Raw genomic sequence first — 21,137 nt, forward strand, 5'->3', positions numbered from 1 at the left:
TTTCACGGGCAGTATCAGGAATATACTATTCGGTAATCAGTTTTGAGGATGCACCTGTCCATCACGGCGTGCCCGGATCGTGTTCGCCCGACACTGTGCCCTGCTCTTCCTCTCTCATGATTCGGGCATCCTCCCTTGCCTTCTCGTACTGCAGGATATGGTCTTCGATCCCCTGCCGTGTCTCCTTCTGGTACTGTCCGAACTCCATGTCTACGAGAAACATGCGGGCTGCATCACCGATGGCTTTGTGCGGTTTGATGACATACTGAAATTGAGAAGGGATCGTGTAGGATAGATGCGCAGACCGTATCCTGGTGCTGGAAATACCAAACCCGATGATCAATGACATGCGGTCGAGCGAGATCTGTTCTTTGAGCTGCATCGCATGAGCGATCTCATGCTGGATATCGCGGGTGAGAAACCCATCTGTCCGCACCCGTGCCTGCCGGAACGCCACCATCTCCCGCTGCCGGGCAAAAAAGACCAGTGTCCCGATGTTCCTGCTGTTCAGCGCCTGCATGAAGAGGCGGAGATCGGTATTTACGGCTGCGATGGCTGTCCGGGCTTTGCGGGCGCCGGCAGGACTCTGGTGGAACCGGTGATCAAACGGCTGGGTGAGGGCGGGTTTTGCAAGGTTAAAGACCCTCCTGCGGGCATCCACTCGTTTTCCGACATCGTTCAAGATATTCTTCCAGAGTTCCACTTCGATATCAGCCTGGAAGGGTTTTCCGGCAAACGAGAGGGCATCAGTGGCAGGATCGTGCAGCACTACACCAATCTCAATGGGGATCTGCATCCGCTGGTGCGTGCCGTAGATGCCGGCAAATTCCATGTCGATGTATGCGGTCAGCGGTGTGGTCATAGGAGAGTATGATTGATTATCGTGAAACTGGCCGGTAATTATGTGTAATGGTTTTCTTTTGTTTTCTTCAATGCCGGTCCATGGGCTACGGTTTCTGTCAAACAGGTGTTGTATCTTTTGTGCCGGGGAGATCTGTACAGCCGCGTTTTGTTCTAATCAAGCTTGCATTCTTTCTCTATCCGCTCTGCTGCAATCTCACAATAGCGGGAATCGATCTCGATTCCTACACCCTGCCGGTTGCACCGGGATGCAGCAACAAGAGTTGATCCGCTGCCCATGAACGGATCGAGCACGGTGTCGTTGACAAATGAGAACAGTTTCATGCACCGGAGTGGCAGTTCTACGGGAAACGGGGCAGGGTGGCCGATCTTTGTCTTGCGCTCGCCATTGAATGTCCAGAGCCCGTTGGTCCACTCCATGAACTCCTCGCGGCTGATGTCAGATTCACGCGACCCGCTTGTCTTCTTCCACGATTTTTTGTAGAGGACCACGATCAGTTCAACGGGTGCGATCACGTAGGGTGCCGATGCACTCAACCATGAACCCCACGCCGTCCGGCGTGAGATGTTTCCCTCGTTCCAGACAATGGTTGAATGATATGCAAACCCGCATTTCTTTGCGATTGTTGTCAGGTCAGCCCCCACGCTCTGCTGGCCGCCCTTGTTTTTGTCGAGCGGGATATTGAGGCAGAACCGGCCATCGTCTTTCATCCAGCCATAACAGCGCTTCATCCAGCGCTTTGAGAACGCGAGATAATCATCATACGTGATCTGGTCATCATGGCTGTTGTATTTGATATCCACATTGTAGGGTGGCGACGTTATGACAAGGTCGATACTTGCCGGCGCGATTGCCCGGGTGGTGAAAAGATCTTCGTTGATGATGGCTGCCTGCCCGTTCTTATAAAAAAAACCGCTCTTCACGCCGTGATCTCCTCTTGTACTGTAGATCTTCGCTACCCTGTGGTATAGCATTTCGCCCGCACGCGTTCAAAGGGAGGATTGTTTCGGTCAGGTATGCATATCGGGATACCGGCAGTATTGAGCTAACCTGCAGGTTAGAAGAATAACTTTTACAATCCTAGCAATATTATCTGCCAGGAATTGCACCTTGTGAACAACTACTTCCCGTACGGATCATGGTGGGTGAGGATTGTGGTGTTCATGAAAGGTCAGCGGTGTGCATGGATGATGGTGTGGCTGGTGTTTTCTCTGGCAATCCTTTCACCGGTTGCCAGTGCGGTTATCGATAAGTATGCCGATATCCCGCGCAGTACCGGTCCGCTCGACAAGGACAACCCGGAATTGCTCTCGGTGCTCAAAACGCATACCGCATACGTGGGGATGATGCAGCAGGCCCGTATGAACGGGGTGATCGGCTATATCGATCGGATCAGCGATGGTGCCGGTAGTACCAACCTGCGGTGGATACAGGACGATTATCTCACCGCTGTATCCACAATTCCCCTGTTGTATACTTCTGACGAGATCACTATTGCCCGGGAAGAGATGCGGGCACAGTCGATACGTTTTTTGGATGAGACTAATATCCAGATGGCCGCTTTTAACGGAAAAGAAGCAGAACTGAGGGCGAGTACCAATGAGACTGAGGCTGATGCAGAAACAACCTTTGTCAGTATGCCTGATTCAGTGTGGCTGATAAAAGGCAGCGCACGACTGGCAGCCTTCAACACAAGCGCCGAGAAACGCGCGTCTCTCCTGCTTACGCTCACCCGGAAAGGTGTGGATATTTCCGGAGCCCGTGTTCTTTCCGACCAGATCGATGCCAAGCGCACCGAGCTGGAAGCAGTAGTAGTAAAACATCATGATGGTGCCATCCTTTCCTTAAACAGCGGCATTGCCCGGCTCAACAGCCAGTTCCGGAGCACCGTTGACGAAGCACTCAAAAACCATGAGATCCAGCTGAATACCGCCGCGATGCTGGCGATGAAATAATCGGTATTCTGCCGGATTTTCCTAAACCCCTGATGTTACCTATCAGGCGGGATTCGTATCAGGTACTGCTCATGTAGTCAGTTCCTTGGTTTCCCCGCACTTTATTATCTGTTCAGAAGAGATCACTACTATGGTTACAAAGGAGAGTTTCAGGAGTGTACCCGGTATCCTCCGCCCTTTTAAGGAATACCTGCTATCACTGAAACTTGCAGAAGGCGACCAGATCGTATATTACGGATGTGTAGGTACCTGTTCGCCGTTTGTCGAACTGCTGGCGATGGCTATGCGGGGATTGCGCCTTGAACAGGTATTTGTCCCGCTTCTTGAAGAGTCCAAGGCAAAGAAAATTGTCGAAATTCCCGATGTCGGCATGCAGGTGAGCGGGGGTCCTGCCCAGCTGCATCCCCGGGTAATAGTGATTATGGGCGGGCTTGCTATGCCGAACATGCCACTGGCTAAAGAGGATGTGCAGGCGCTCATTCAGCGGCATGGCCCGGTCAATGTTGTCGGGGTCTGTTTCATGAGCATGTTTGAGAAAGCCGGCTGGCTGGATACCGTTTCCTTTGATCTGTTGATCGATGCAACAATCGATCCTGTTACGGTAACAAGAAAATGAGTGAGTGGTTCAGTCCGATTCAACCTTTATTTTTTCCCTACGGCAAATATAATCAGGATGACAATGAGCACACCGCTGATGGTGAGGAATAAGAACGTGGATACGTCATCCCTCGGCACGGCAGTTTCACTTCTCCCGTAAGGCGGGGGTAGTTGTGTTGAGGTGATCGGATTTTCCACGGTAAATTTTGCCACTCCATTTCCCGTTTGATTTGATTTTAACCATCCTACGGTCAGGTAGTATTCTCCCTGGGGCAGACCGGGAGCATTGATTTCATAAGCCCAGTGGTTAACCGGGTTTCCTGCCAAGATGGGAAGGGTGTTGGATGTGATGAGTGCGTTTGTAACCCGGTTGTAGACATGGGCACGGAGGTAATTTTCCGGGCCCATATTCGTAGTACCGGCAATAGCAATCCGCTCACCGATTATCTGGTCAGGGAGCTGTGTGGCGGATCCTGCTACAAGGTTGTCGAACTGCACTGACGGCTCTTCTATAAAGAAATATTCCGGCTGGAATGTATCGTCAACTCCCTGAAGGTTTGTAGCATCCCGGAGAACAGTAATTATCGGCTGGACGTTTGCTTTGAGATCCTGACGGGCACCGATCTTCTCAATTATTTTTCCACGGTTCATGATGGTGAGGTTCCCGCTACTGTCCGTTCCGGGTTCAATCTCCACAACACCATTCGCACCCGGGTCCTGGAGTACTACAGCATACTGACCGATGGAGAACTTTTCTGTGGTCGTGGGTTTTAAAAAAACCGAAAAATTCCCGTACCTGTCCGGGGTGACAGCGAGAGTATCAAAGTAATTTCTCCCGATGATCCAGATGGTAACCATGCCGTTTTTTGCACCGGTACCACTGATGGAAAACGTGTCACCTTTGGTGATAATCTGGGGAGCGCTCGATGAATAATAGACAGATGCAGCAACGGGTGTAACCATGAATACAAAGAGTACGATGATAATTGTGGCACGCATGGTATTGGCATTCATGTATCTATCCCCAGCAGTTCTGGATTATGAACTTTACACGTTTGTTGATAAACGTTTTCTGTGTTTGGTGGGGGATGAAAAACTGGAGAAATTTTATATGATAATGTCTGGGATCCCGTTTATTTTGCCATACTGTGAACTAAATAAAAACTCAAAACGGGCCTAATAAAGTTCTCAACGAATTTTTTCAATCATCGTCTTCATTGTCGTCATCCCAGTCATATCGTTCATCACTGGATTCCAACTGGTCTTCGTAAATATCCAACACCGAATCGTAAGCATCATTGTTCTGGTTCTTTGAATCAGACCGGTAATCGTTGCGGGTTCGTCTATCAAGATCCCTATAGCATCGACCGCTTTTTCCCATAGGTTCTCACAACCTTTCATAAATTTTTGATACCCGGAAGTCAAAAATTTTTCTGCGATATTTTTTCTTGTCAATTGATCAGTCAGGTCGCTCAGTTCATAAGCGCAGACATAGGCTTTGCTCTCAATAACGCCTGCACTGTAAAAACGGAGAAGCTTGCATGATTGGGTTAGAGTAGTGACCAGATTATGTACAATCCCTCCCGCTATTTGGATGAGAATATACAAGAGCGCGTGATGAGGATGGACTTGGGTAAATGTACAGTAGTATCAAGGTTTTTCACCTTGGGTGAACATGCATTCCCTGCAATGTCACATCGTCGTAAAAAAGTGCGAATATAACGCGATTAAAAAAAAATTAGATGTAGGGGTTCCGGAGTCCCTTGCCGGTACCGAACACTGCCCGCTCTTCGAGATTCTTCTTGTTCTTTGAGATCTTCTCGTTTGCAAGCTTGGTTACGAGTTCAAGACCTGGCTTGACCTTTTCGATCGGCTGGGTCTCGAAGCAACCTGCTGCCATTGCCTTTGCCCAGACCGAGTCTCCGATCTTGGACCTGACCATGACGGTTGACCATCCATCGGGGCTGCCGACAGATCCGGTGGAGATGTCACCGAGGTTTGCAACATAGTCAAGACATACTTTGCATCCGGGCTGCTCGTATTTGTGGGTCACTTTGAGTGGCAGCTGGACTACCTGTCCGCGCTTGCCGTATACCCAGAACTTGCCCTTACCGATCTCCATCTTCTTGACGGATTCCATCTTCATGGCTGCGTGGTCTTCCACGAGCTGGAGGATGGACTGGTACGGGAAGTTCTCCATGCAGAAGATACCGACTGCAAGAGCGATGCTGGCGCCGACATCACGGGCCCCAACGGGGTACAGCTGGAGTTTCCTGATTGCCTGCATCTGGCAGGGGGTTCCAACGATACCGACCTTGTCGAGACCGAAGCTGCGGGTTGCTTCCTTGATCATCGAAACGTTCGGGCTGATGTTGTACTTGGTTCCGGCTGCGGCAATCATTTCTGCCCTTGTGTTGACAATTGCCGGAATTGGTCTCCATGGCTCGATCATATCGAAGTTCGAGTTGTCAGCCATGACTTTCGACGGGTACTTTGCCGCGAATTCCTTGGTGGCTGCAACAATCGCGCCGTCAATGATGCCCTCATCAAGTGCGAATCCAAACAGCTGGGTGACGATACCGCCATCCTGTGCGTGCTTGAGAATCTCCTTGTCGGTGCTTCGTGCTGAGACGCATGATTTGTAATTTCCGAGTTCTGCTCCCATTTCAATCACCTACTGGAGTGCCGCCATGATAGTCTCGTTGATCGACTCATACGCAGATACCACATCGAAGCTGAACCAGCTCCGTGGGCACTGGTTGTAGCACGCACCGCACTTGATGCACAGGTCGCGCTCACCCTGGGGCTTGCCGTACTCGTGAGTAATAGCACGAACCGGGCAGGCTGCCGCACAGCTGCCGCATCCCATGCACAGGCCCTGGTTGATGACGTTGGTCATCAGGTCGCAGAAGCAGGCACTGGTTCCCCTGTCTGCTGCCATCATGAGGGGCTTTAAGTATGCAGTTGCAAGAGCCTTCTGTTCGGGGGATCCCTTTAAGAGCAGGTATGCTGCAACGGCTACGTTCCTGATCAGCTGGGGTGACGGTGCGCATCCGGGGATGTACACATCGACCTTGATCAGGTCACCGATCGGCAGGAATGCCTCTTGTGCCGGCTGGTTCTGCTGACCACCGCGGCAGAACCGGGTGATGTTGCCGTAACAGGCGCAGCCACCGAGTGCCACTACCACTGCTGACTTTTCACGGGTTTCCTTGATCTCTGCTACTGCGAGTTTGTCGTTAATACAGACTGAACCCTCAACGAATGAAACATCAACCTTCTGAATGTGCCTTGCATCTGCAAGTGTTGGCATGTACTTAAGGTCGACGTATTTGTCGAGGAGCGTTAACAATCCGGCATAGTTGTCTGCTAAGGCAACTGTACAACCGGTACACCCACTCAGGTGTGTATAGCCCACTGTAATTTTGTCTGCCACAGGCTTAACCTCCTTTTTTGTCTCTACTGGTTTTACTACTTCAGCGGTTTTCTGTGGAGCCACAGGTTTCTGGGGTTCCGCGCTGACGTTCTTCTTGAAGACACTGTCTAGTAGTCCCATAATCAACACCAATCATATCCAGTACAATTCGTACCGTCTTTGGAATGGCCTGAGAAACTTCATCGGAAATCCCGATTTCCATATCGGGATCAGTAACGCGTTTAGGCTGGCATCCGATAACCGTGATATCGATCTGGTCTTTGATCCGCTCCAGCGGTTCAGTGAGATCCCAGGAATGTGCATCGCGGTAACTGCCCGGGGGCAGATCTTCGATACGGAACTTTGCGATTGAGCCAGGTTCCGCGCCAAAATCCGCGATATCGATAATGATGAGTCGTTTCGTCTCTTCCGGATTCAACAGGGTAAAAATAAAATGAGGGCCGCCAAGGCCCGCATCAACTACACCTATATTGTCGGGAAGTGAGAGTTTTTGCAACTCTTCTACGACAGCGGGTCCGAACCCGTCATCGGCAAACAGGGGGTTTCCACACCCTGCGATCACGATCTCTGGATACAGCATCTATGTACGCTCACTCGATGAGTTTCTGGGCTACTATCCGGTTTTCCTCATCAATCACGATCATGTGGGTTGCACATGATACACAGGGGTCATACCCGCGCATGATCACTTCGGCAAGCTGCCAGGGTGCACCGGTGAGTGCCGCGCTGCAGGTTGCAAAGTTCCAGGTGGTCGGAACCAGCATGGAGAAGTACTGGACCTTCCAGTCCTTGACACGGGTAATGTGGACATCAGTTCCACGGGGGGCTTCGTTGGATGCCCAGCCGAGTGAACCATCGCCGTCAGGGATGTAGTCTGCAACGACTTTTCCGTTCGGGTTAAGTGCGTCAATGCAGTCGATCATCTCATAGAAACAATCGGTGTACTCCATCTCACGGGCAATGTTCTGCCCGACGGTGCCTTTCTCATCGTAGCCTTTGTAGACTGCGAGACGTGCACGGGGACCGACTTCAACGGGCTGGCCGTCGTACATCGGGATGCCGGTGCAGGCTTCCATCTGGGGGTTGACCTTGGTACCGAGCTTGGTGGTTCCACCAATGGGGTACTTTGGCTCTTCGAGTGAGACTTCCATCTCACCCATATACCAGTCCCATGGCCGGACTTCCTTGAAACGGTTGATGTCCCAGCTGGGGCATTCGTCAAGGCTTGAACTGCCGTAGAATGCGTGGGTTGCAAGGTAGCCCTGGTTGTGGTAACCGAGGGTCTTGGGCAGAGCAACCTTCATGCCGCCGACATCCACATGCTCCCGCGCCTGGTAGTTGCGGAGGATGGCGATCATGAGATCCATCTGGGGCTTTGCAAGAGCAAGTCCTTCCTTGGCAAGGTCGTACATCTTGATCTTTGCCAGTTCTGAGCAGTTCCGGTACATACCACCGACACGGGTGTTACTCGGGTGGATTGCTTCGCCACCGGCAATCTGACCAATGGTCTGACCGATCTCACGGAGACGCTGGATACGCTTTGCAACGGTGCGTACCGGCTCTTCTGCGGTGAACGGGTTGATCTTGGTCTCGGTGCCTGGTAAATACAGGTCAGGAAGGATCAGGATATCATGCAGTGCAATGCTGTGACACCGGTTAGCCAGCTGAAGGATGTGACGGAGCATCAGTGCGTCCTTGGGGATCTCACACTTGATGGATGCTTCCATTGCTTCGGTAGCTGCCAGGTTGTGGGCAATCGGACAAATACCACAGACACGGGATGCGATCTTGGGCACCTGCTCGGGGGTCTTTCCGATGGCGAGTTTTTCAACTCCCCTCACCGGGGTTATGGAACACCAGTTACCCGTTTCGATGATGCCTTGGTCGTTAACCTTCAAGACCAACTTTGAGTGTCCCTCATGTCTTGTGGTTGGGGAAATCTCTACAACTTTCGACAATATTATCGCCTCATTTTATGTTGAGTTGTTCGTATAGCAGTACAAAATTGCTGTATACATCTCTCATCTCGAGATAAGTGACCGTACAAAGTACGTTCAACTCTATTTTACACGAGCGCTCTAATAACCTTTATTATACTCTCGTGTGTCGATAAAATAATAAAAATAAAATCAGAATCAATTTTATTTTGTAAAAAAAGCAATAATCAAATCCTTTTGGAATTTTGATTAACAATTCATAAAAATAACTGTTGTTGTTTAACTGTCATTTATCCATCAGTATTTCTGCTTTCGCCGTTCATTTCATCGACTAATTCGGCAATGGTGGCCCTTCGTTCGGCATAGGCATCGTGCTGGTGAATGCTTTCCTCATTGGTCTGCTTGATAATAATGACAGAGTCGCCGGCAAGATACTCAAACTCCGTAAGCACTTTCTTGGCCATCTGCCGGACGCAGTCTTCAACAAACCGGGGATTTTTATGCGCGGCAAGCACGACATGACCCTCATCCCCTCGTTTCAATAGTTCGTATATACCGGAGCTCATTGAATCTTTGAGGATACTGATGATCTTTGCAAGATCAACATGCTGATCATCATCGGTCTCTATACAGAGAAATCCCTTTCCGCGCTGGTTGTGGGTTGCCATGGGAACTTCAGAAAAGAATGCATCGATGCTGTGCTTGTCAACATTGAGACCCTGCAATACCCGCATTGCCCGTTCTTTCATAATGTTCTGGGCACAGGGGCAGGCGGTCATTCCGGTTACTTCTGCTCCAATGCTCTTTCTGACGATTGGCTCCCGGAATGTACGGCGTGCTATCGCCCGTGCATGAACTTTTACTACTTCATGACAGACCGTATGGCTTACCGGTGTCTCACGCTTGACCATGAACTCGCTGCGCATGAATACTTCTGTCCTGTCAGCATATTCGTGCCGGTCGAGTAATTTTCTGGCAACCACGCTGCAGAGTTTCTCAATCTCGTTTACGTCCCCGTCAATTGCCTGCTGGAGCACCTCATCGATTACTTCAAAATTCCGTGAAAGGTTCGCTCCTTTTAAGTTTCCGGGCAGATCGACATAGACATCAAAATTGGAAATAAAAATGACCGGACGTTTATCGTGCCGGTGCACTTCAACCAGCTTTTTTACGTTTTTAACGCCGACCCGTGTGAGGTTAATGCGGACATCAGGAAAAGACGCCTGCACATCGGGGAGTTCCCTGTTGAAAGTTCTGTCCGTATTCTGGTCTGTGGGTTTAGTATTAGTCATGGCTGCCGATCGCTCTTCCAAGTGTGCTACTTTAGTTTTTTCATATAATATTTATGTGCTTTGTTGCTGATATCAAAGGGAACTATTATGATGGAAAAATACTATGAGGCGGACGCGGATATCGGTGTGCTGAAAGGCAAGCGCATCGCTGTTATCGGCTATGGTTCGCAGGGACGCGGACAATCGTTGAACTTAAAAGACAGCGGGCTTGATGTGGTTATCGGCCTGCGCAAAGGCAAGAGCTGGGATGCTGCAAGCAAGGATGGCATGAAAGTGATGACGGTCGCAGAGGCCGTCAAGAAAGCAGATATCATCCAGATCCTCTTACCCGATGAGCATCAGGGTGCAGTTTTCCGTGCAGAAATCCTCCCGCACCTTACCCCGAAAAAATGCCTGATGTTCTCGCATGGATTCAATATCCACTTCGGCCAGATTACACCCCCGTCAACCGTAGATGTGATCATGGTCGCGCCAAAGGGCCCTGGTTTTATGGTGCGCCGCCAGTATGAGGAAGGCAAAGGAGTCCCCGCGCTCATAGCGATACACCAGGATTACACGGGCAATGCGCACAAGATCGCGCTTGCGTACGCAAAAGGTATCGGAGCAACCCGGGCGGTCGTTCTCGAGACCTCGTTCCGTGAGGAGACCGAGACTGATCTGTTCGGTGAACAGGCAGTTCTTTGTGGCGGTATGACATCGTTAATCAAAGCGGGATTTGAGACGCTTGTTAATGCCGGTTATTCCCCTGAAATGGCATATCTCGAAGTACTTCACGAGACAAAACTCATTGTTGACCTGATCTATGAAGGCGGGCTGACAAACATGCGCAAGTACATCAGCAACACTGCGCAGTATGGCGATCTCACAAGGGGACCTCGTGTTATCGGAGAGGAAAGTTATATCGCGATGGAGGAGATTCTTGAAGAGATCCAGAGTGGCAAGTTTGCCCGCGAATGGATGCTTGAGAATATGGTAAACCGTCCGGTCTTCAACGCGCTCACTGCATCTGATGAGGACCATCTTATCGAGGAAGTAGGCAGGGAAGTCCGCGCGATGATGCCCCAGTTCAGGAAAGACGAGGTAAAGAAACCCGTAAAACCTGCCGTGAAAAAAGTGGTGAAAGCACCAGCCCGCAAGAAATAATCCCCTTTTTTCTGATATCTTTTTTGCATCCGGCTGCTTACCTAAGTGTGGATGAAGATCTGCATCATTTATCACAGCGAGACTGGCAACACCCGTCATGTTGCCCAGCACTTATCCTCAGCATTTGATTCAAAACTCGTGGAAATTAATGATGTCGCACCCCATTCGCGACTCACGCGATTCCTTGTCTGGTGTAAGATGGCACGCGGTGAAGAGCTGACAAAGACTGATCCCGAATCCGTTGATGTATCGGATTTTGATCTGATCGTATTCGGTTCCCCCGTCTGGGCGTTTAAGCCAACCCCCGCAATCCATACAGCAATCGTCAATCTGAAAGGATGCATGGGAAAGCCAGCGGTTGCATATTCCACGCATGGGGGCAAACCCGGCCAAACAGATGAGACATTTAAAAAATGGATCGAAGCACGGGGGATGGTGTTAGCTGCAGTAACCAACATCAACCAGAAAGACATTGAAAATGTAAAAAAGAACAAAGATCTTGTTGCGCTGGTATCTTCGGCAATGAAAGTATAATTAAAAAAAATTACACAGACAATTTCCTGTTTTTAGTACATCCACATTGCTATCGACACGAATGCAGTGTTCATCTGATACCGCAGATTCGGATGTTGTTCTTCCAGCGCTGAATCACACACGTTTGCAGATTTCTTGGATAGTATGTAGTTTGCCTTTTTACAGGATTTTTTCCTGAATGTTACGAAGAATCTGTCCATTTCAATTTCTGGACAAAAACAAGGTAGTTGTCGAGAACATATTTTCCTGAGAAAGTCTTTTGGATGCAGGGCGCCTTTATATTATACAACTATGACGGACTCATATGAAAATCTCCTCAAACAGGCCTATTCCAATATCACCGAAAAATCCGAATCTTCGGAACGTTTTGTAGTTCCTGAGGCCAAAGCGTACGTTGAGGGCAAGACAACGGTTCTTGAAAATTTTACCGATATTGTCAGCAAAGTCCGCCGCGATCAGGATCACCTGATGAAATTTCTCCTTGGAGAACTGGGGACGTCGGGGAAGATCGATGGCAACCGCGCTATCTTTAACGGTAAATTCGAGATCTCGCTCATCAAGATGATTATCAAGAGTTATGTTGAAGATTATGTGATCTGCTCCGAGTGCGGAAAACCAGATACCCGTCTTGTCAAGGATGACCGGGTCATGTTACTTCGCTGCGATGCCTGTGGGAGTCACCGTCCGGTAAGAAAGAGAAAAGCCCGCACTGAACCTGTATCAGAGAATCTCGAAGAAGGCCAGATCATGGATGTTGAAATCCAGTCGATCTCCAAGCGGGGAGACGGGGTTGTAAAGATGGGCCGTTACATTATGTATGTGGCAAATTCCAAGCCAGGCATGAAAATAAAGATAAAGATCTCCCGTATCTCAGGTTCGATCGTATTTACTGAGCGAGCCGAAGAATAATTTTTCGCTCTTAATCCAATAATCCTTTTTTACCATACGTCCAGAACGTCAGGTGATATTCGGACGAGCTTCATGAAAACAATGGAAGCTGATGCATTCAGGATGTTGTATGAACATCCCCTGGGGGATTGTCATACGAAGTGCGCTTTGCGCAGGTTCATGCAAAAAAATATTTTTTTAATTACTACTTCTTTAAGCCCTTGATGAGCTCGTTGCAGTTGCCGGAGATCCGTTTGCACGCTTTCTTGATGATAGGGAGGGGATTTTTCTTGCCTTTGGTAGTGACGAAGAGTTCCGGGTCAGAGAACTGGAATTCGATCACGTAGCGGGCGACATCAATATCGGAATCGGTCAATAATTCCTCGACAAGGGCGTTCATGAACGTGTGACCCTGCCCCTGGATGACGAGCCGCACCTTGTCCTTCTCGAGCTCGAGCATTTTTACAATCATGCACCTATGACTGGGCACCTGAAAATCATTAAGGTATGGGTGATCAACACGCCCGCATTACTGCAGGGGGTTGGTTGCACTCGCGCAGCATTATTGTGGGGAACTGATAAAAAAAATCAGGGAAAATCGAAAATCTCCCCGTCTCTTCCGGTGTGGGGAAGCTCCCACGGGATCATGTGGCTCATGTGAACACAGCGGAAATCGCGTGGAGCAAGGCGCTCGGCAAGTGTGCAGGCTTCGAGATAATTCATGTGCTTACCGATCGAGATGTTCGAAGGCACAAGGGTATCTAAAAGCAGGAGATCGAGATCCTGTAAGAGATCAAGACTCTGCTTTGGAATGTCGATGTTAGTGTCTGATGTGAATGCCACGCGTGACTGATCGGTTTCAAAGAGTATGCCGCAGGTATATGCAGTGGGATGTTTGACCAGGAACAGTGTGGCAGTAATCCCAAAGATCTCGAACGGTTCGTACGGCTGGATTGCGACTTTGTCGAACGTAAGAAACCGGAAGACTTCTGCGCAATAGTTCAAGACTGGTGGTGCGGCAAAGACCGGAGGGATGTTCTGGACGCGATAGAACTCGCCAAACCCGATGAAGTGATCGTAATGGCCATGTGTCCAGATTACCGCATCGATATGCGGTGAGCCGTTTAAGAGAAGCTGCTGACGGAGATCTGGAGAGGAATCGATAAGGAGGTGATGGTCCTCATTTTCAACGAGCAGTGAGGTGCGCAGGCGCATCCTGCCGGTTGCTTTGGCATGGGTGCACTGGGGACAGGCACACCCAACCTTTGGTGTACCGATCGCATCGCCGGTTCCCAGCAGCGTGATCTTCATATTACAACCAGTTCAGGTGCCTTATAGCATCCCGGTTCTTTACCATATGGATGCCCTTCCGGATATCTTCCCGGGAAAGGGACTGGCGGTTGTCCATGAGGGCAGATAGGACTGCTTCTTTGATCATCATGCGGAGGTCGGAGCCGGAAAAACCCTCTGTTTTGGATGCAAGTAGCTGGTAGTCTATAGTACATCCAAGGGATGCAGTCACCTTTTGCAGGATATTTTTCCGCATGTCTTCATCCGGTAATGAGAATTCTACCACTTCGTCGAATCGCCGCCATGCTGCCTCATCGAGAAGCTGTGGGTGGTTGGTGGCACCGATCAGGATAACGCCGTTTTTAACCAGATTAATCCGGTCAATATTTTTTAACAGGGAATTAACTGCGCGTTTCATAGCCCCGTGGTCATCGGCAACCCTGCTCTTTGCCACAAAATCGAATTCATCGATGAAAAGGATGGATGGAGAGAGTTTTTTTGCCAGATCGAATATACGGTCGATATTTTTCGAGGTCTCACCGAGATATTGTGAGGTGATCATCGAGAGGCGGACTTCGAGCACCGGCATATGCATGGTGTTGGACATGGCAAGGGCAATCGAGGTTTTTCCGGTACCCGGCGGGCCGACAAAGAGGAGTTTACCCACTTCATGTATACGGTGACGTTGCAGATACTCGCGGTGAACAAGGGCTTGCTGGATCTTCGAGATGACAGCAAGCTGCGAGGGGGTACAGACAAGGTCATCCATCCTCTGCTCCACTTCCTCCGGAGCGCTGATCATTACCAGGTCCAAAGCACCGCGGAGCTTCTCATCTTCTCCTATCAGTTTCGATAAGCGTGTATCGAGATGTGCCTTGGTGTCTTCATAGGGCGGGTTTGCAGCCCGGACTTTTTTATAGACTACACCCCCGGAATCCATTTTTTCGAAATAATACGCGAGAGTTGGATTTTTCTCAACAAGCGACTTTCCACCCTGTTTGAGGAACCATTGCGCGGCAGATTCAAGCGCAGTAATGCGGAGGCGCTGGCCGAAATCCTCGTACGCCACAAAGGGGTTTGCAGACATCTTCAGGTGAGCATCTGCTATGGAAAGTGTTCGTTTGATTACCCCGTCACTCACGTAAACGGGTCGTTTCACATCAGACGCGCTCGCAATGCTAAAAATATCGCGGCAGACTGGCGTCAGATCATTGATATCGAGCTGGGGGTTCTGGTTGAAAATTTCAGCGGTCAGAACGACATCCATTATGCGCAGGGCTTCAGAATCTCCAGACATGGCTGTAACCTTAATTATTCTTTTTCGGAGTGAATAAGTCTATCTCATCGTGTTGTGACGACGCAGCCATCAGCAGTCACGATGACCGTATGTTCATGCTGGGATACGAGTGAACCCGGGATATCGGAAAGGACGGGATATACATGGAGCGCGTGGGATCTGACCAGTGAAGGGAGTGCGATGTCCTGTTTCCGTTCCTTGAGCCAGCGGCGGGAAAATGGGAGCCCGTGACGATCCTTAACCGTCTCAAGAATGGCACGCGCAGCCGGGATCCTCACGGGTTTCTGGGAGATCTGGGAATAGATTTCCATCCGGGATTTTTCCCCCACATGGCCGCTACCGGTAGTTGCAAAAGGCTCTATTGCAAAGACCATGCCTTCTTCGAGCACGATCCCCCCGTTGATACCAACATTGGGGATGGTGGGTGCGCGGTGAAGAACATACCGGTCCAGGCCATGTCCGGTCAGGTTAGCGATCGGGCGGTATCCCCGGCTCTCGATCTCGAGCTGGACTGCCGCGCCCAGCTCACCCGCGGTCGAACCCGGCCTGACCATTTTTATTGCCGCTTCGAGTGCCTGTTCTGATGCTTCCAGGAGCAGGGTGTTGCTGCCCAGATCAATGGTGGTTGCTGTATCTGCAATATACCCGTCAATGTGAACCCCGAGATCGAGTTTTGCAACGTCCCCTCTCTGGAATATCCGTGTATCAGAGGGAGAAGCAGTGTCATGTGCAGCATCCTCGTTTAAGGAGAGGTTAAGGGGAAACGCGAGCATAGCTCCTTCCTCTCTGACCCGCGATTCGATGCTCTCTACGAGATCAAAATATGATTCCCCTATCCTGATGCCCTGTGCCCCCTCACGAAGAATCCTTGAAGCGATGGAACCGGCCTGAAGGTACTTTTCAAAGATCTCGTCATTCATACAATGAGATCCTCCGGAAATTTCGTGAAATTGTCAAATCCTTTTGTCGTGACCTCTCCGATATCCTCGAGACGCACGCCCCCGATACCCGGATAGTAGAGTCCCGGCTCAATCGTTATCACGCTGCCAGCCTTGAGTTCTTTTCCTGCAGGTCCGACTGTGGGCAGCTCGTGAACCTGAAGGCCTACCCCGTGACCGAGGTTATGGACAAATCCCCGGGTGTCGCTTTCATATCCACGCTCTTTAAAAAAGTCAACAACGGACTGGTAAATGTCGGATCCCAATACCCCGGCCTTAACCTGCGAGATCCCCAGTTGTTTTGCATCACACAATGCATTGTACATATCCCTTATTTCCGGTGATGGTTCACCTTTTACCACCGTTCGTGTCATATCCGCGTAATATCCCGTTTTCTCTTCGCAGGGAAACAGGTCAATTACAATCGGCTCGTCAGCGTGTAAAGGACCCGTACCGGTCATATGCGGCACCGCGGTCTCTTCCCCACATGAAACAATGGTGTCTACAGCAGTGCACCCGTGTTCGAGAAGAAGGGAATGCATGGAGAATTTTATCATCTCTGATGTCAGCGGTTTTCCATCATAATACAGAATATCTTTTTTTACCGTGGCGCGCCGGATCAGCGAGACTGCCCCACCCATTGCTGTCTCTGTTATCTTCTGGACATGCTTCATCGCCTGTATTTCATTTCTGCTCTTCTTCTCCCGTAGTGCAGGAACCGTACCGCTGTCAACTGATACCGTGCAGAATTCACCGAGAGCATTAGCCAGTGCGACCGGAAAATTGGGGGAAACCAGCACTTTTTTTCCTACCTGCCCGGCGATCATCTTTGCTGTCGCTTTCCAGGGGTCTTTTTCGGTTTTCAGGATATCCGGAAGTCCTGCCTGTGTGCGGGTCATGACGGATGCAGTGGATTCGCGGGATGCGCGTCCGGTTTCCATCTGGGAAATAATAATCATGCCATTCTCGTTTGCTTTTTTAAAATAGACAAACGGGTCACTGGTAACAAATTGTGTCAGGTAACGCATATCTGCGTCGCGTGAGGATGCGTACATTACGAATGCATCAGCACCACTTTTTCTGACTGCGCGGGAAAGGGGGTCCATCTAGGTTGATATATGCAGTGAAACGTCAAGTACTTTTATTCCGGAGTTGACATTCCAGTGATGGAAGAGGATGCCAAAGCCCAGTTCAGATGGAAATTTTATGGGCTTACCGTTGAGCTCAATATCATTGTTATGCTCGTAGCCCTGTCGATTATTGTCTTTTTCATTATCCATTCGCCTTACACCCTGCCTGCGATCCTCGTCATGCTTGTCATCGCACTGGTTCTATCCCTGGATTTTGCAAAGAGATACAGGGAAACGAAATCCTGGCTCTACGCGCAGCCGGAGAAGACTAAAGACGGAAAAGACCCCAAACAGAGTGATAATAAACAGAATGATAAGACTGAATAGTCTGGCGTTATGGAGTTATTCTGAGAATTATGCTCAAAAAGATGAAGGATGAGATCGAACTACTGAGCCGCCATATTGAGGTGGCAAAAGCTGTGGCCGATCACGAGCCGATTGGTATCATGAAGCTATCCGAACTGCTCGAACTTCCCTCGCACCGGATACGGTACTCCCTGCATGTGCTGGAACAACTCGGGTATATCCGCGCATCCTCGGAAGGAGCGGTTGCCACGCCAAGAACGGCTGAATTATTCCAGCACCTCAATGGGGATCTGGATGACCTTATCCAATTACTTGCGGCGATGAAACGCCCGTGATCCGGCAGGATCTCCGATTTCTCCACTTTCAATATCGATCGACCTCATAGTTACCTTTAAAAGTCCCCGAAAAGAATCTAATAAGGCGCATTAGCGTGCCTCCCTAACTCAGTTGGTAGAGTGTCGGACTGTTAATCCGAATGTCACAGGTTCGAGCCCTGTGGGGGGCGTTTTTGGGCCCGTAGCTCAGTCCGGTTAGAGCGCCCGGCTCATAACCGGGCGGTCATGGGTTCGAATCCCTTCGGGCCCACTGTTTTTGATGCTTTTGACCTGTTGTTCAGGAATGACTATTTTCCCGCGAACCGATTGAAAAAGTTTCTATTGCCAAAAGCACAAAGGGAGCATAATGAAGTGCCCTGTCTGCCAGATGGACTGTGTCAGATCTGCCAAGGAGATTCTCGTCACACTCCCGTCACTGTTTCGCCCCTGCGCAGACTGCAGTGCCCGCGTACTGGACAAACGGGCTCCGCTTCCAACCCTTGAATTCAACCTGCCCTGCTCCTGCGGGAAACGGTTTATCGATGAGGTGTTTGCCCATATTTACGTGATCATGGTAGAGGAAGGGGATATGAAACCCACTGAACCGTTGATCGCGGTGGGTTCACCACTTGTGCACCCGGGATTTCCCATGGAACGCCCTCCATTTCTTTCTGATAAATCGCTTGTGCTGTTAACCCAAAAAGCAACAAAAAAAACTGCAGAACGGCTTATGGGTGAAGTGCCTGAACTACGGGGGGTGGTAAAAACCGGTAATTTTATACCGGGAATTGCGAGTGCCGATTTAAAATCAGTGCCCCGGGTATATGACCTTCTGGCTGGATGCGATGTCCGGGCTGATGTATTCCCGCTCCGAAGCGGGCCGCTTGTCATGTATAAGCAGCAGTCACTGGTCCATATCGAATTTTCACGGGGATTCGCGCCTAAGATCCAGACATTGGAACAGCATGTGGGAAATCCTCCGAAAAAGCTTTTTATTGATGCCTGTTCCGGTGTCGGGACACTCGGACTGGCCGCTGCATGTCTCGGTGTGCCGCACGTCATTATGAACGATGCATGGTATGCCTCGGCATTCTGGTCCGCCTTCAATCTCGAGGTGAACCGTGAGTATTTTAAAGTCAACCGGGTCCGAATATTCGAGCAGATGGAAGATATGGTAAAACACCCGGTTACAAAAAATCCCATTAAAATTGCTGAAACTGAGGGAGAACAAATAATCGAAGTTTACCAGGGTGATTTCAGGCAACTCCATCTGGTGATCCCTCCCCGGAGTTCACCGGTCACCGCTATTGATATTTTTGATAAAAAGGATACGCTGGGAATTCAAAAAATAAAAAAAGAATGGAACGAAAATGTGGGCGGAGACATATTCGTTCCATAACTCCCCCAGACCGTTGCATGATCGCAGAAGCGATTCGATGATCGGTAAAAAGCCTTTATTGAGTTAGGTACAAAGGTATATGGGGACTAGCCCGGGTGGTTCGGCGTCACCTGTAACCTGAAACCGTCGTTACGCGGGGGGCGAAGTTTGACGAAGGCTGCAACGGCCTGCGGGAGCCTGTGCGTTCTGACTGTGAAACCTCGTCCCATGAGGTCGATGGCCAGGTATCAATATTCCGGAGGGAATGGCGACCTGTTGCTGCGGGGACCGGTTCAGGCCCGGAAGGGAGCAGACTTACCGTAGACATCCGGCGCCCATGGGGTAACGGGGCGGAGGATGAATGCTTTGGTAAACGCAGTAACGTACAGTCGACCGATAACGTGTCCCCATTTCCGGCTATCATGGCAAAAGTGACCATCATCGGGGCAACAGGCAATGTGGGGATGTTTGCTGCACATGCGATTTCGTCAATCCCTCATGTAAGCGAAATCCTGCTCTATGGGCGGGAAGGGCGCGAGTCTCTTTTAAGGGGAATAACTCAGGACCTTGTCGATTCATTTGCCGCAAGGGGAACCGATGTAAAGATAAATTGGACAACCGATTTAAAAGACGCCGCCGGTTCTGCAGTTGTTGTTATTACCGCAGGTGCTCCGCGCTTACCCGGCCAAAATCGTATGGATCTTGCCGTGGGAAATGCAAAAGTTATCGCACCGCTTGCCCGATCAATTGGTGTCATTGCTCCGGACACAAAGATTCTGATAGTAACAAACCCGGTCGATGTGATGACCTGTGTTGCCCTGAAATGCTCGGGGCTGCCACAGAGTCAGGTATTCGGATTGGGAACGCACCTGGATTCAATGCGGTTAAAATCCTTAATCGCTGCATACTTCAAGGTGCATGTCAGTGAAGTCCATACGCGCATTATCGGTGAGCATGGTGACAGCCTTGTCCCGCTCTGGTCCGCGACAACTATCGGGGGTATCAAGATCTCGAACCTGCCGACCTTTTCTCACCTGCCTGTGCAGGATATAATCCGATCCGTGAAGTGCAGCGGTGAAGAGATCATAAAAAACAAGGGCTCAACGGTATATGGGCCCGGAGAAGCGATCGCCTCGCTGGTAAGGACTGTGCTCAGTGATGAAAACCGCATCCTGACCGTGTCTGCTTATATCAAAGAGGAAGTGCATGGTGTCAGCGAGGGTGACGTATGCATCGGTGTACCGGCCCGCGTGAATAGTCACGGTGTTTTCCCCATTTCGATCAGGATCGATGAATCAGAAGTAATGGCATTCCGTGAATCCGTTGAAAAAATACGGGCAATTACAAGGGATGTAATGGCGTCTCTTGAAGAATAAGTGAAAAAAGAGATGAACTGACGGTTTAGTTCAGTGTCACTTCAATGATCTCTGCCCGCTCAACACCCGCGATCTCATTGAGGGACTTTTCGATTGCATCCGTCTCGCCTCCACAGTCATTAACAACTGCGGCAAGCTTGATCGCTTTTAAACCAAAACCGATTGGTTCTATCTGCATGTCCTGAATGCCGGGGAGTTTTGCTTTGAGCGCCTTCTTGAGTTGTTCAAGATCGACTTCGGGTGACTCCGGCATCACCCGCATAATGACGGCAACACTACCCATGCCTCACGGTCCCCCAAATCCACATTTCGGGCATGTATAGGGGATGCTCTGTTCTCTGCACCGGTAACACCGGTTGATCTCAAAACCGCATGCGGGGCACCCGAATTCCGTTGCGCCCTCAACTGCAAGCGGAGCACTGCAGGATGTACACTTTTTATCTGACATTATAGCTCCTCCAAGG

The 21,137-nt window shown here is 50.1% G+C and carries 25 protein-coding genes, 2 tRNA genes and 1 other RNA gene; 12 read left to right on the top strand and 16 right to left on the bottom strand.

The window, feature by feature from the left end; all coding sequences use genetic code 11:
- Window positions 1–61: 61 nt before the first annotated feature.
- Window positions 62–862 carry a hypothetical protein gene (locus WC593_10955; GenBank protein MFA4825662.1) on the bottom strand — a complete coding sequence of 267 codons (801 nt, stop codon included), beginning with the start codon at window positions 860–862 and terminating at the stop codon, window positions 62–64.
- Between the two features lie 152 nt (window positions 863–1,014).
- Window positions 1,015–1,785: a site-specific DNA-methyltransferase gene (locus WC593_10960; protein ID MFA4825663.1), complete on the bottom strand. Its 771-nt coding sequence runs from the start codon at window positions 1,783–1,785 to the stop codon at window positions 1,015–1,017.
- A gap of 189 nt (window positions 1,786–1,974) precedes the next feature.
- Between WC593_10960 and WC593_10965 the strand changes: the two genes are divergently transcribed.
- Together WC593_10965 and WC593_10970 are read left to right on the top strand one after the other, a co-directional pair.
- Window positions 1,975–2,817, top strand: coding sequence for a hypothetical protein (locus WC593_10965; GenBank protein ID MFA4825664.1), 843 nt, complete (start codon window positions 1,975–1,977; stop codon window positions 2,815–2,817).
- A gap of 130 nt (window positions 2,818–2,947) precedes the next feature.
- Entirely contained in the window at window positions 2,948–3,433 is a 486-nt protein-coding gene (locus WC593_10970) for a DUF2124 domain-containing protein (GenBank protein MFA4825665.1), read from the top strand.
- A 26-nt stretch (window positions 3,434–3,459) separates the two neighbouring features.
- Here the strand turns inward: WC593_10970 and WC593_10975 are convergent, their stop codons facing one another.
- From WC593_10975 to mptA, 7 genes are all read right to left on the bottom strand, one after another.
- The gene (locus tag WC593_10975; GenBank protein MFA4825666.1) at window positions 3,460–4,428 is read right to left on the bottom strand and encodes a hypothetical protein; all 969 of its coding nucleotides are present in this window, start codon (window positions 4,426–4,428) and stop codon (window positions 3,460–3,462) included.
- A 174-nt stretch (window positions 4,429–4,602) separates the two neighbouring features.
- Window positions 4,603–5,022, bottom strand: coding sequence for a hypothetical protein (locus tag WC593_10980; GenBank protein MFA4825667.1), 420 nt, complete (start codon window positions 5,020–5,022; stop codon window positions 4,603–4,605).
- Window positions 5,023–5,152: 130 nt separating this feature from the next.
- Window positions 5,153–6,079, bottom strand: a complete 927-nt coding sequence (frhB, locus tag WC593_10985) for a coenzyme F420 hydrogenase subunit beta (GenBank protein ID MFA4825668.1) — start codon at window positions 6,077–6,079, stop codon at window positions 5,153–5,155.
- A 9-nt stretch (window positions 6,080–6,088) separates the two neighbouring features.
- Entirely contained in the window at window positions 6,089–6,850 is a 762-nt protein-coding gene (gene frhG, locus WC593_10990; GenBank protein MFA4825669.1) for a coenzyme F420 hydrogenase subunit gamma, read from the bottom strand.
- 40 nt (window positions 6,851–6,890) lie between these two features.
- A complete protein-coding gene (gene frhD, locus WC593_10995; protein MFA4825670.1) occupies window positions 6,891–7,430 on the bottom strand; it encodes a coenzyme F420-reducing hydrogenase, FrhD protein in 540 nt (179 codons plus the stop codon).
- Between the two features lie 10 nt (window positions 7,431–7,440).
- Window positions 7,441–8,808 carry a coenzyme F420 hydrogenase subunit alpha gene (gene frhA / locus WC593_11000; GenBank protein MFA4825671.1) on the bottom strand — a complete coding sequence of 456 codons (1,368 nt, stop codon included), beginning with the start codon at window positions 8,806–8,808 and terminating at the stop codon, window positions 7,441–7,443.
- 269 nt (window positions 8,809–9,077) lie between these two features.
- On the bottom strand, window positions 9,078–10,079 hold the full coding sequence (gene mptA / locus WC593_11005) for a GTP cyclohydrolase MptA (GenBank protein MFA4825672.1): 1,002 nt from the start codon (window positions 10,077–10,079) through the stop codon (window positions 9,078–9,080).
- Window positions 10,080–10,166: 87 nt separating this feature from the next.
- On the opposite strand from mptA, the gene ilvC reads away from it, so the two are divergent.
- The 3 genes from ilvC (at window position 10,167) to WC593_11020 (ending at window position 12,665) form a co-directional block, all read left to right on the top strand.
- Window positions 10,167–11,222: a ketol-acid reductoisomerase gene (gene ilvC, locus WC593_11010; GenBank protein ID MFA4825673.1), complete on the top strand. Its 1,056-nt coding sequence runs from the start codon at window positions 10,167–10,169 to the stop codon at window positions 11,220–11,222.
- A gap of 51 nt (window positions 11,223–11,273) precedes the next feature.
- A complete protein-coding gene (locus WC593_11015) occupies window positions 11,274–11,756 on the top strand; it encodes an NAD(P)H-dependent oxidoreductase (GenBank protein ID MFA4825674.1) in 483 nt (160 codons plus the stop codon).
- A 291-nt stretch (window positions 11,757–12,047) separates the two neighbouring features.
- Window positions 12,048–12,665 (top strand): translation initiation factor IF-2 subunit beta, encoded by a 618-nt coding sequence (locus tag WC593_11020; GenBank protein MFA4825675.1) that lies wholly within the window; start codon window positions 12,048–12,050, stop codon window positions 12,663–12,665.
- Between the two features lie 184 nt (window positions 12,666–12,849).
- Here the strand turns inward: WC593_11020 and WC593_11025 are convergent, their stop codons facing one another.
- The 5 genes from WC593_11025 to WC593_11045 all read right to left on the bottom strand — a co-directional run bounded on the left by WC593_11025 (window position 12,850) and on the right by WC593_11045 (window position 17,275).
- Window positions 12,850–13,116: a DNA-directed RNA polymerase subunit L gene (locus WC593_11025; protein ID MFA4825676.1), complete on the bottom strand. Its 267-nt coding sequence runs from the start codon at window positions 13,114–13,116 to the stop codon at window positions 12,850–12,852.
- A gap of 116 nt (window positions 13,117–13,232) precedes the next feature.
- Window positions 13,233–13,955 (bottom strand): MBL fold metallo-hydrolase, encoded by a 723-nt coding sequence (locus WC593_11030; protein ID MFA4825677.1) that lies wholly within the window; start codon window positions 13,953–13,955, stop codon window positions 13,233–13,235.
- Between the two features lies 1 nt (window position 13,956).
- Complete coding sequence (locus WC593_11035) at window positions 13,957–15,231, bottom strand: ATP-binding protein (GenBank protein ID MFA4825678.1); 1,275 nt, start codon at window positions 15,229–15,231, stop codon at window positions 13,957–13,959.
- A gap of 44 nt (window positions 15,232–15,275) precedes the next feature.
- Complete coding sequence (gene map, locus WC593_11040) at window positions 15,276–16,151, bottom strand: type II methionyl aminopeptidase (GenBank protein MFA4825679.1); 876 nt, start codon at window positions 16,149–16,151, stop codon at window positions 15,276–15,278.
- A complete protein-coding gene (locus WC593_11045) occupies window positions 16,148–17,275 on the bottom strand; it encodes a Xaa-Pro peptidase family protein (protein MFA4825680.1) in 1,128 nt (375 codons plus the stop codon). Before WC593_11045 ends, map begins: the two co-directional genes overlap by 4 nt.
- 60 nt (window positions 17,276–17,335) lie before the next feature.
- On the opposite strand from WC593_11045, the gene WC593_11050 reads away from it, so the two are divergent.
- The 7 genes from WC593_11050 to WC593_11080 all read left to right on the top strand — a co-directional run bounded on the left by WC593_11050 (window position 17,336) and on the right by WC593_11080 (window position 20,673).
- The gene (locus WC593_11050) at window positions 17,336–17,626 is read left to right on the top strand and encodes a hypothetical protein (GenBank protein ID MFA4825681.1); all 291 of its coding nucleotides are present in this window, start codon (window positions 17,336–17,338) and stop codon (window positions 17,624–17,626) included.
- Between the two features lie 29 nt (window positions 17,627–17,655).
- Complete coding sequence (locus WC593_11055; GenBank protein MFA4825682.1) at window positions 17,656–17,940, top strand: hypothetical protein; 285 nt, start codon at window positions 17,656–17,658, stop codon at window positions 17,938–17,940.
- A 97-nt stretch (window positions 17,941–18,037) separates the two neighbouring features.
- A tRNA-Asn gene (locus WC593_11060) sits at window positions 18,038–18,110 on the top strand.
- 5 nt (window positions 18,111–18,115) lie between these two features.
- Window positions 18,116–18,190, top strand: a tRNA-Ile gene (locus WC593_11065).
- A gap of 96 nt (window positions 18,191–18,286) precedes the next feature.
- A complete protein-coding gene (locus WC593_11070; protein MFA4825683.1) occupies window positions 18,287–19,318 on the top strand; it encodes a hypothetical protein in 1,032 nt (343 codons plus the stop codon).
- A gap of 79 nt (window positions 19,319–19,397) precedes the next feature.
- An RNA gene (ffs, locus tag WC593_11075) (signal recognition particle sRNA) lies at window positions 19,398–19,708 on the top strand.
- Between the two features lie 11 nt (window positions 19,709–19,719).
- Window positions 19,720–20,673 (top strand): malate dehydrogenase, encoded by a 954-nt coding sequence (locus tag WC593_11080; GenBank protein ID MFA4825684.1) that lies wholly within the window; start codon window positions 19,720–19,722, stop codon window positions 20,671–20,673.
- A 25-nt stretch (window positions 20,674–20,698) separates the two neighbouring features.
- Here the strand turns inward: WC593_11080 and WC593_11085 are convergent, their stop codons facing one another.
- On the bottom strand, window positions 20,699–20,956 hold the full coding sequence (locus WC593_11085) for an elongation factor 1-beta (GenBank protein MFA4825685.1): 258 nt from the start codon (window positions 20,954–20,956) through the stop codon (window positions 20,699–20,701).
- A gap of 3 nt (window positions 20,957–20,959) precedes the next feature.
- Complete coding sequence (locus tag WC593_11090) at window positions 20,960–21,121, bottom strand: zinc finger domain-containing protein (protein MFA4825686.1); 162 nt, start codon at window positions 21,119–21,121, stop codon at window positions 20,960–20,962.
- Between the last annotated feature and the right edge of the window lie 16 nt (window positions 21,122–21,137).

The organism is Methanoregula sp., from assembly GCA_041645435.1.
Classification (GTDB): Archaea; Halobacteriota; Methanomicrobia; order Methanomicrobiales; family Methanospirillaceae; genus Methanoregula.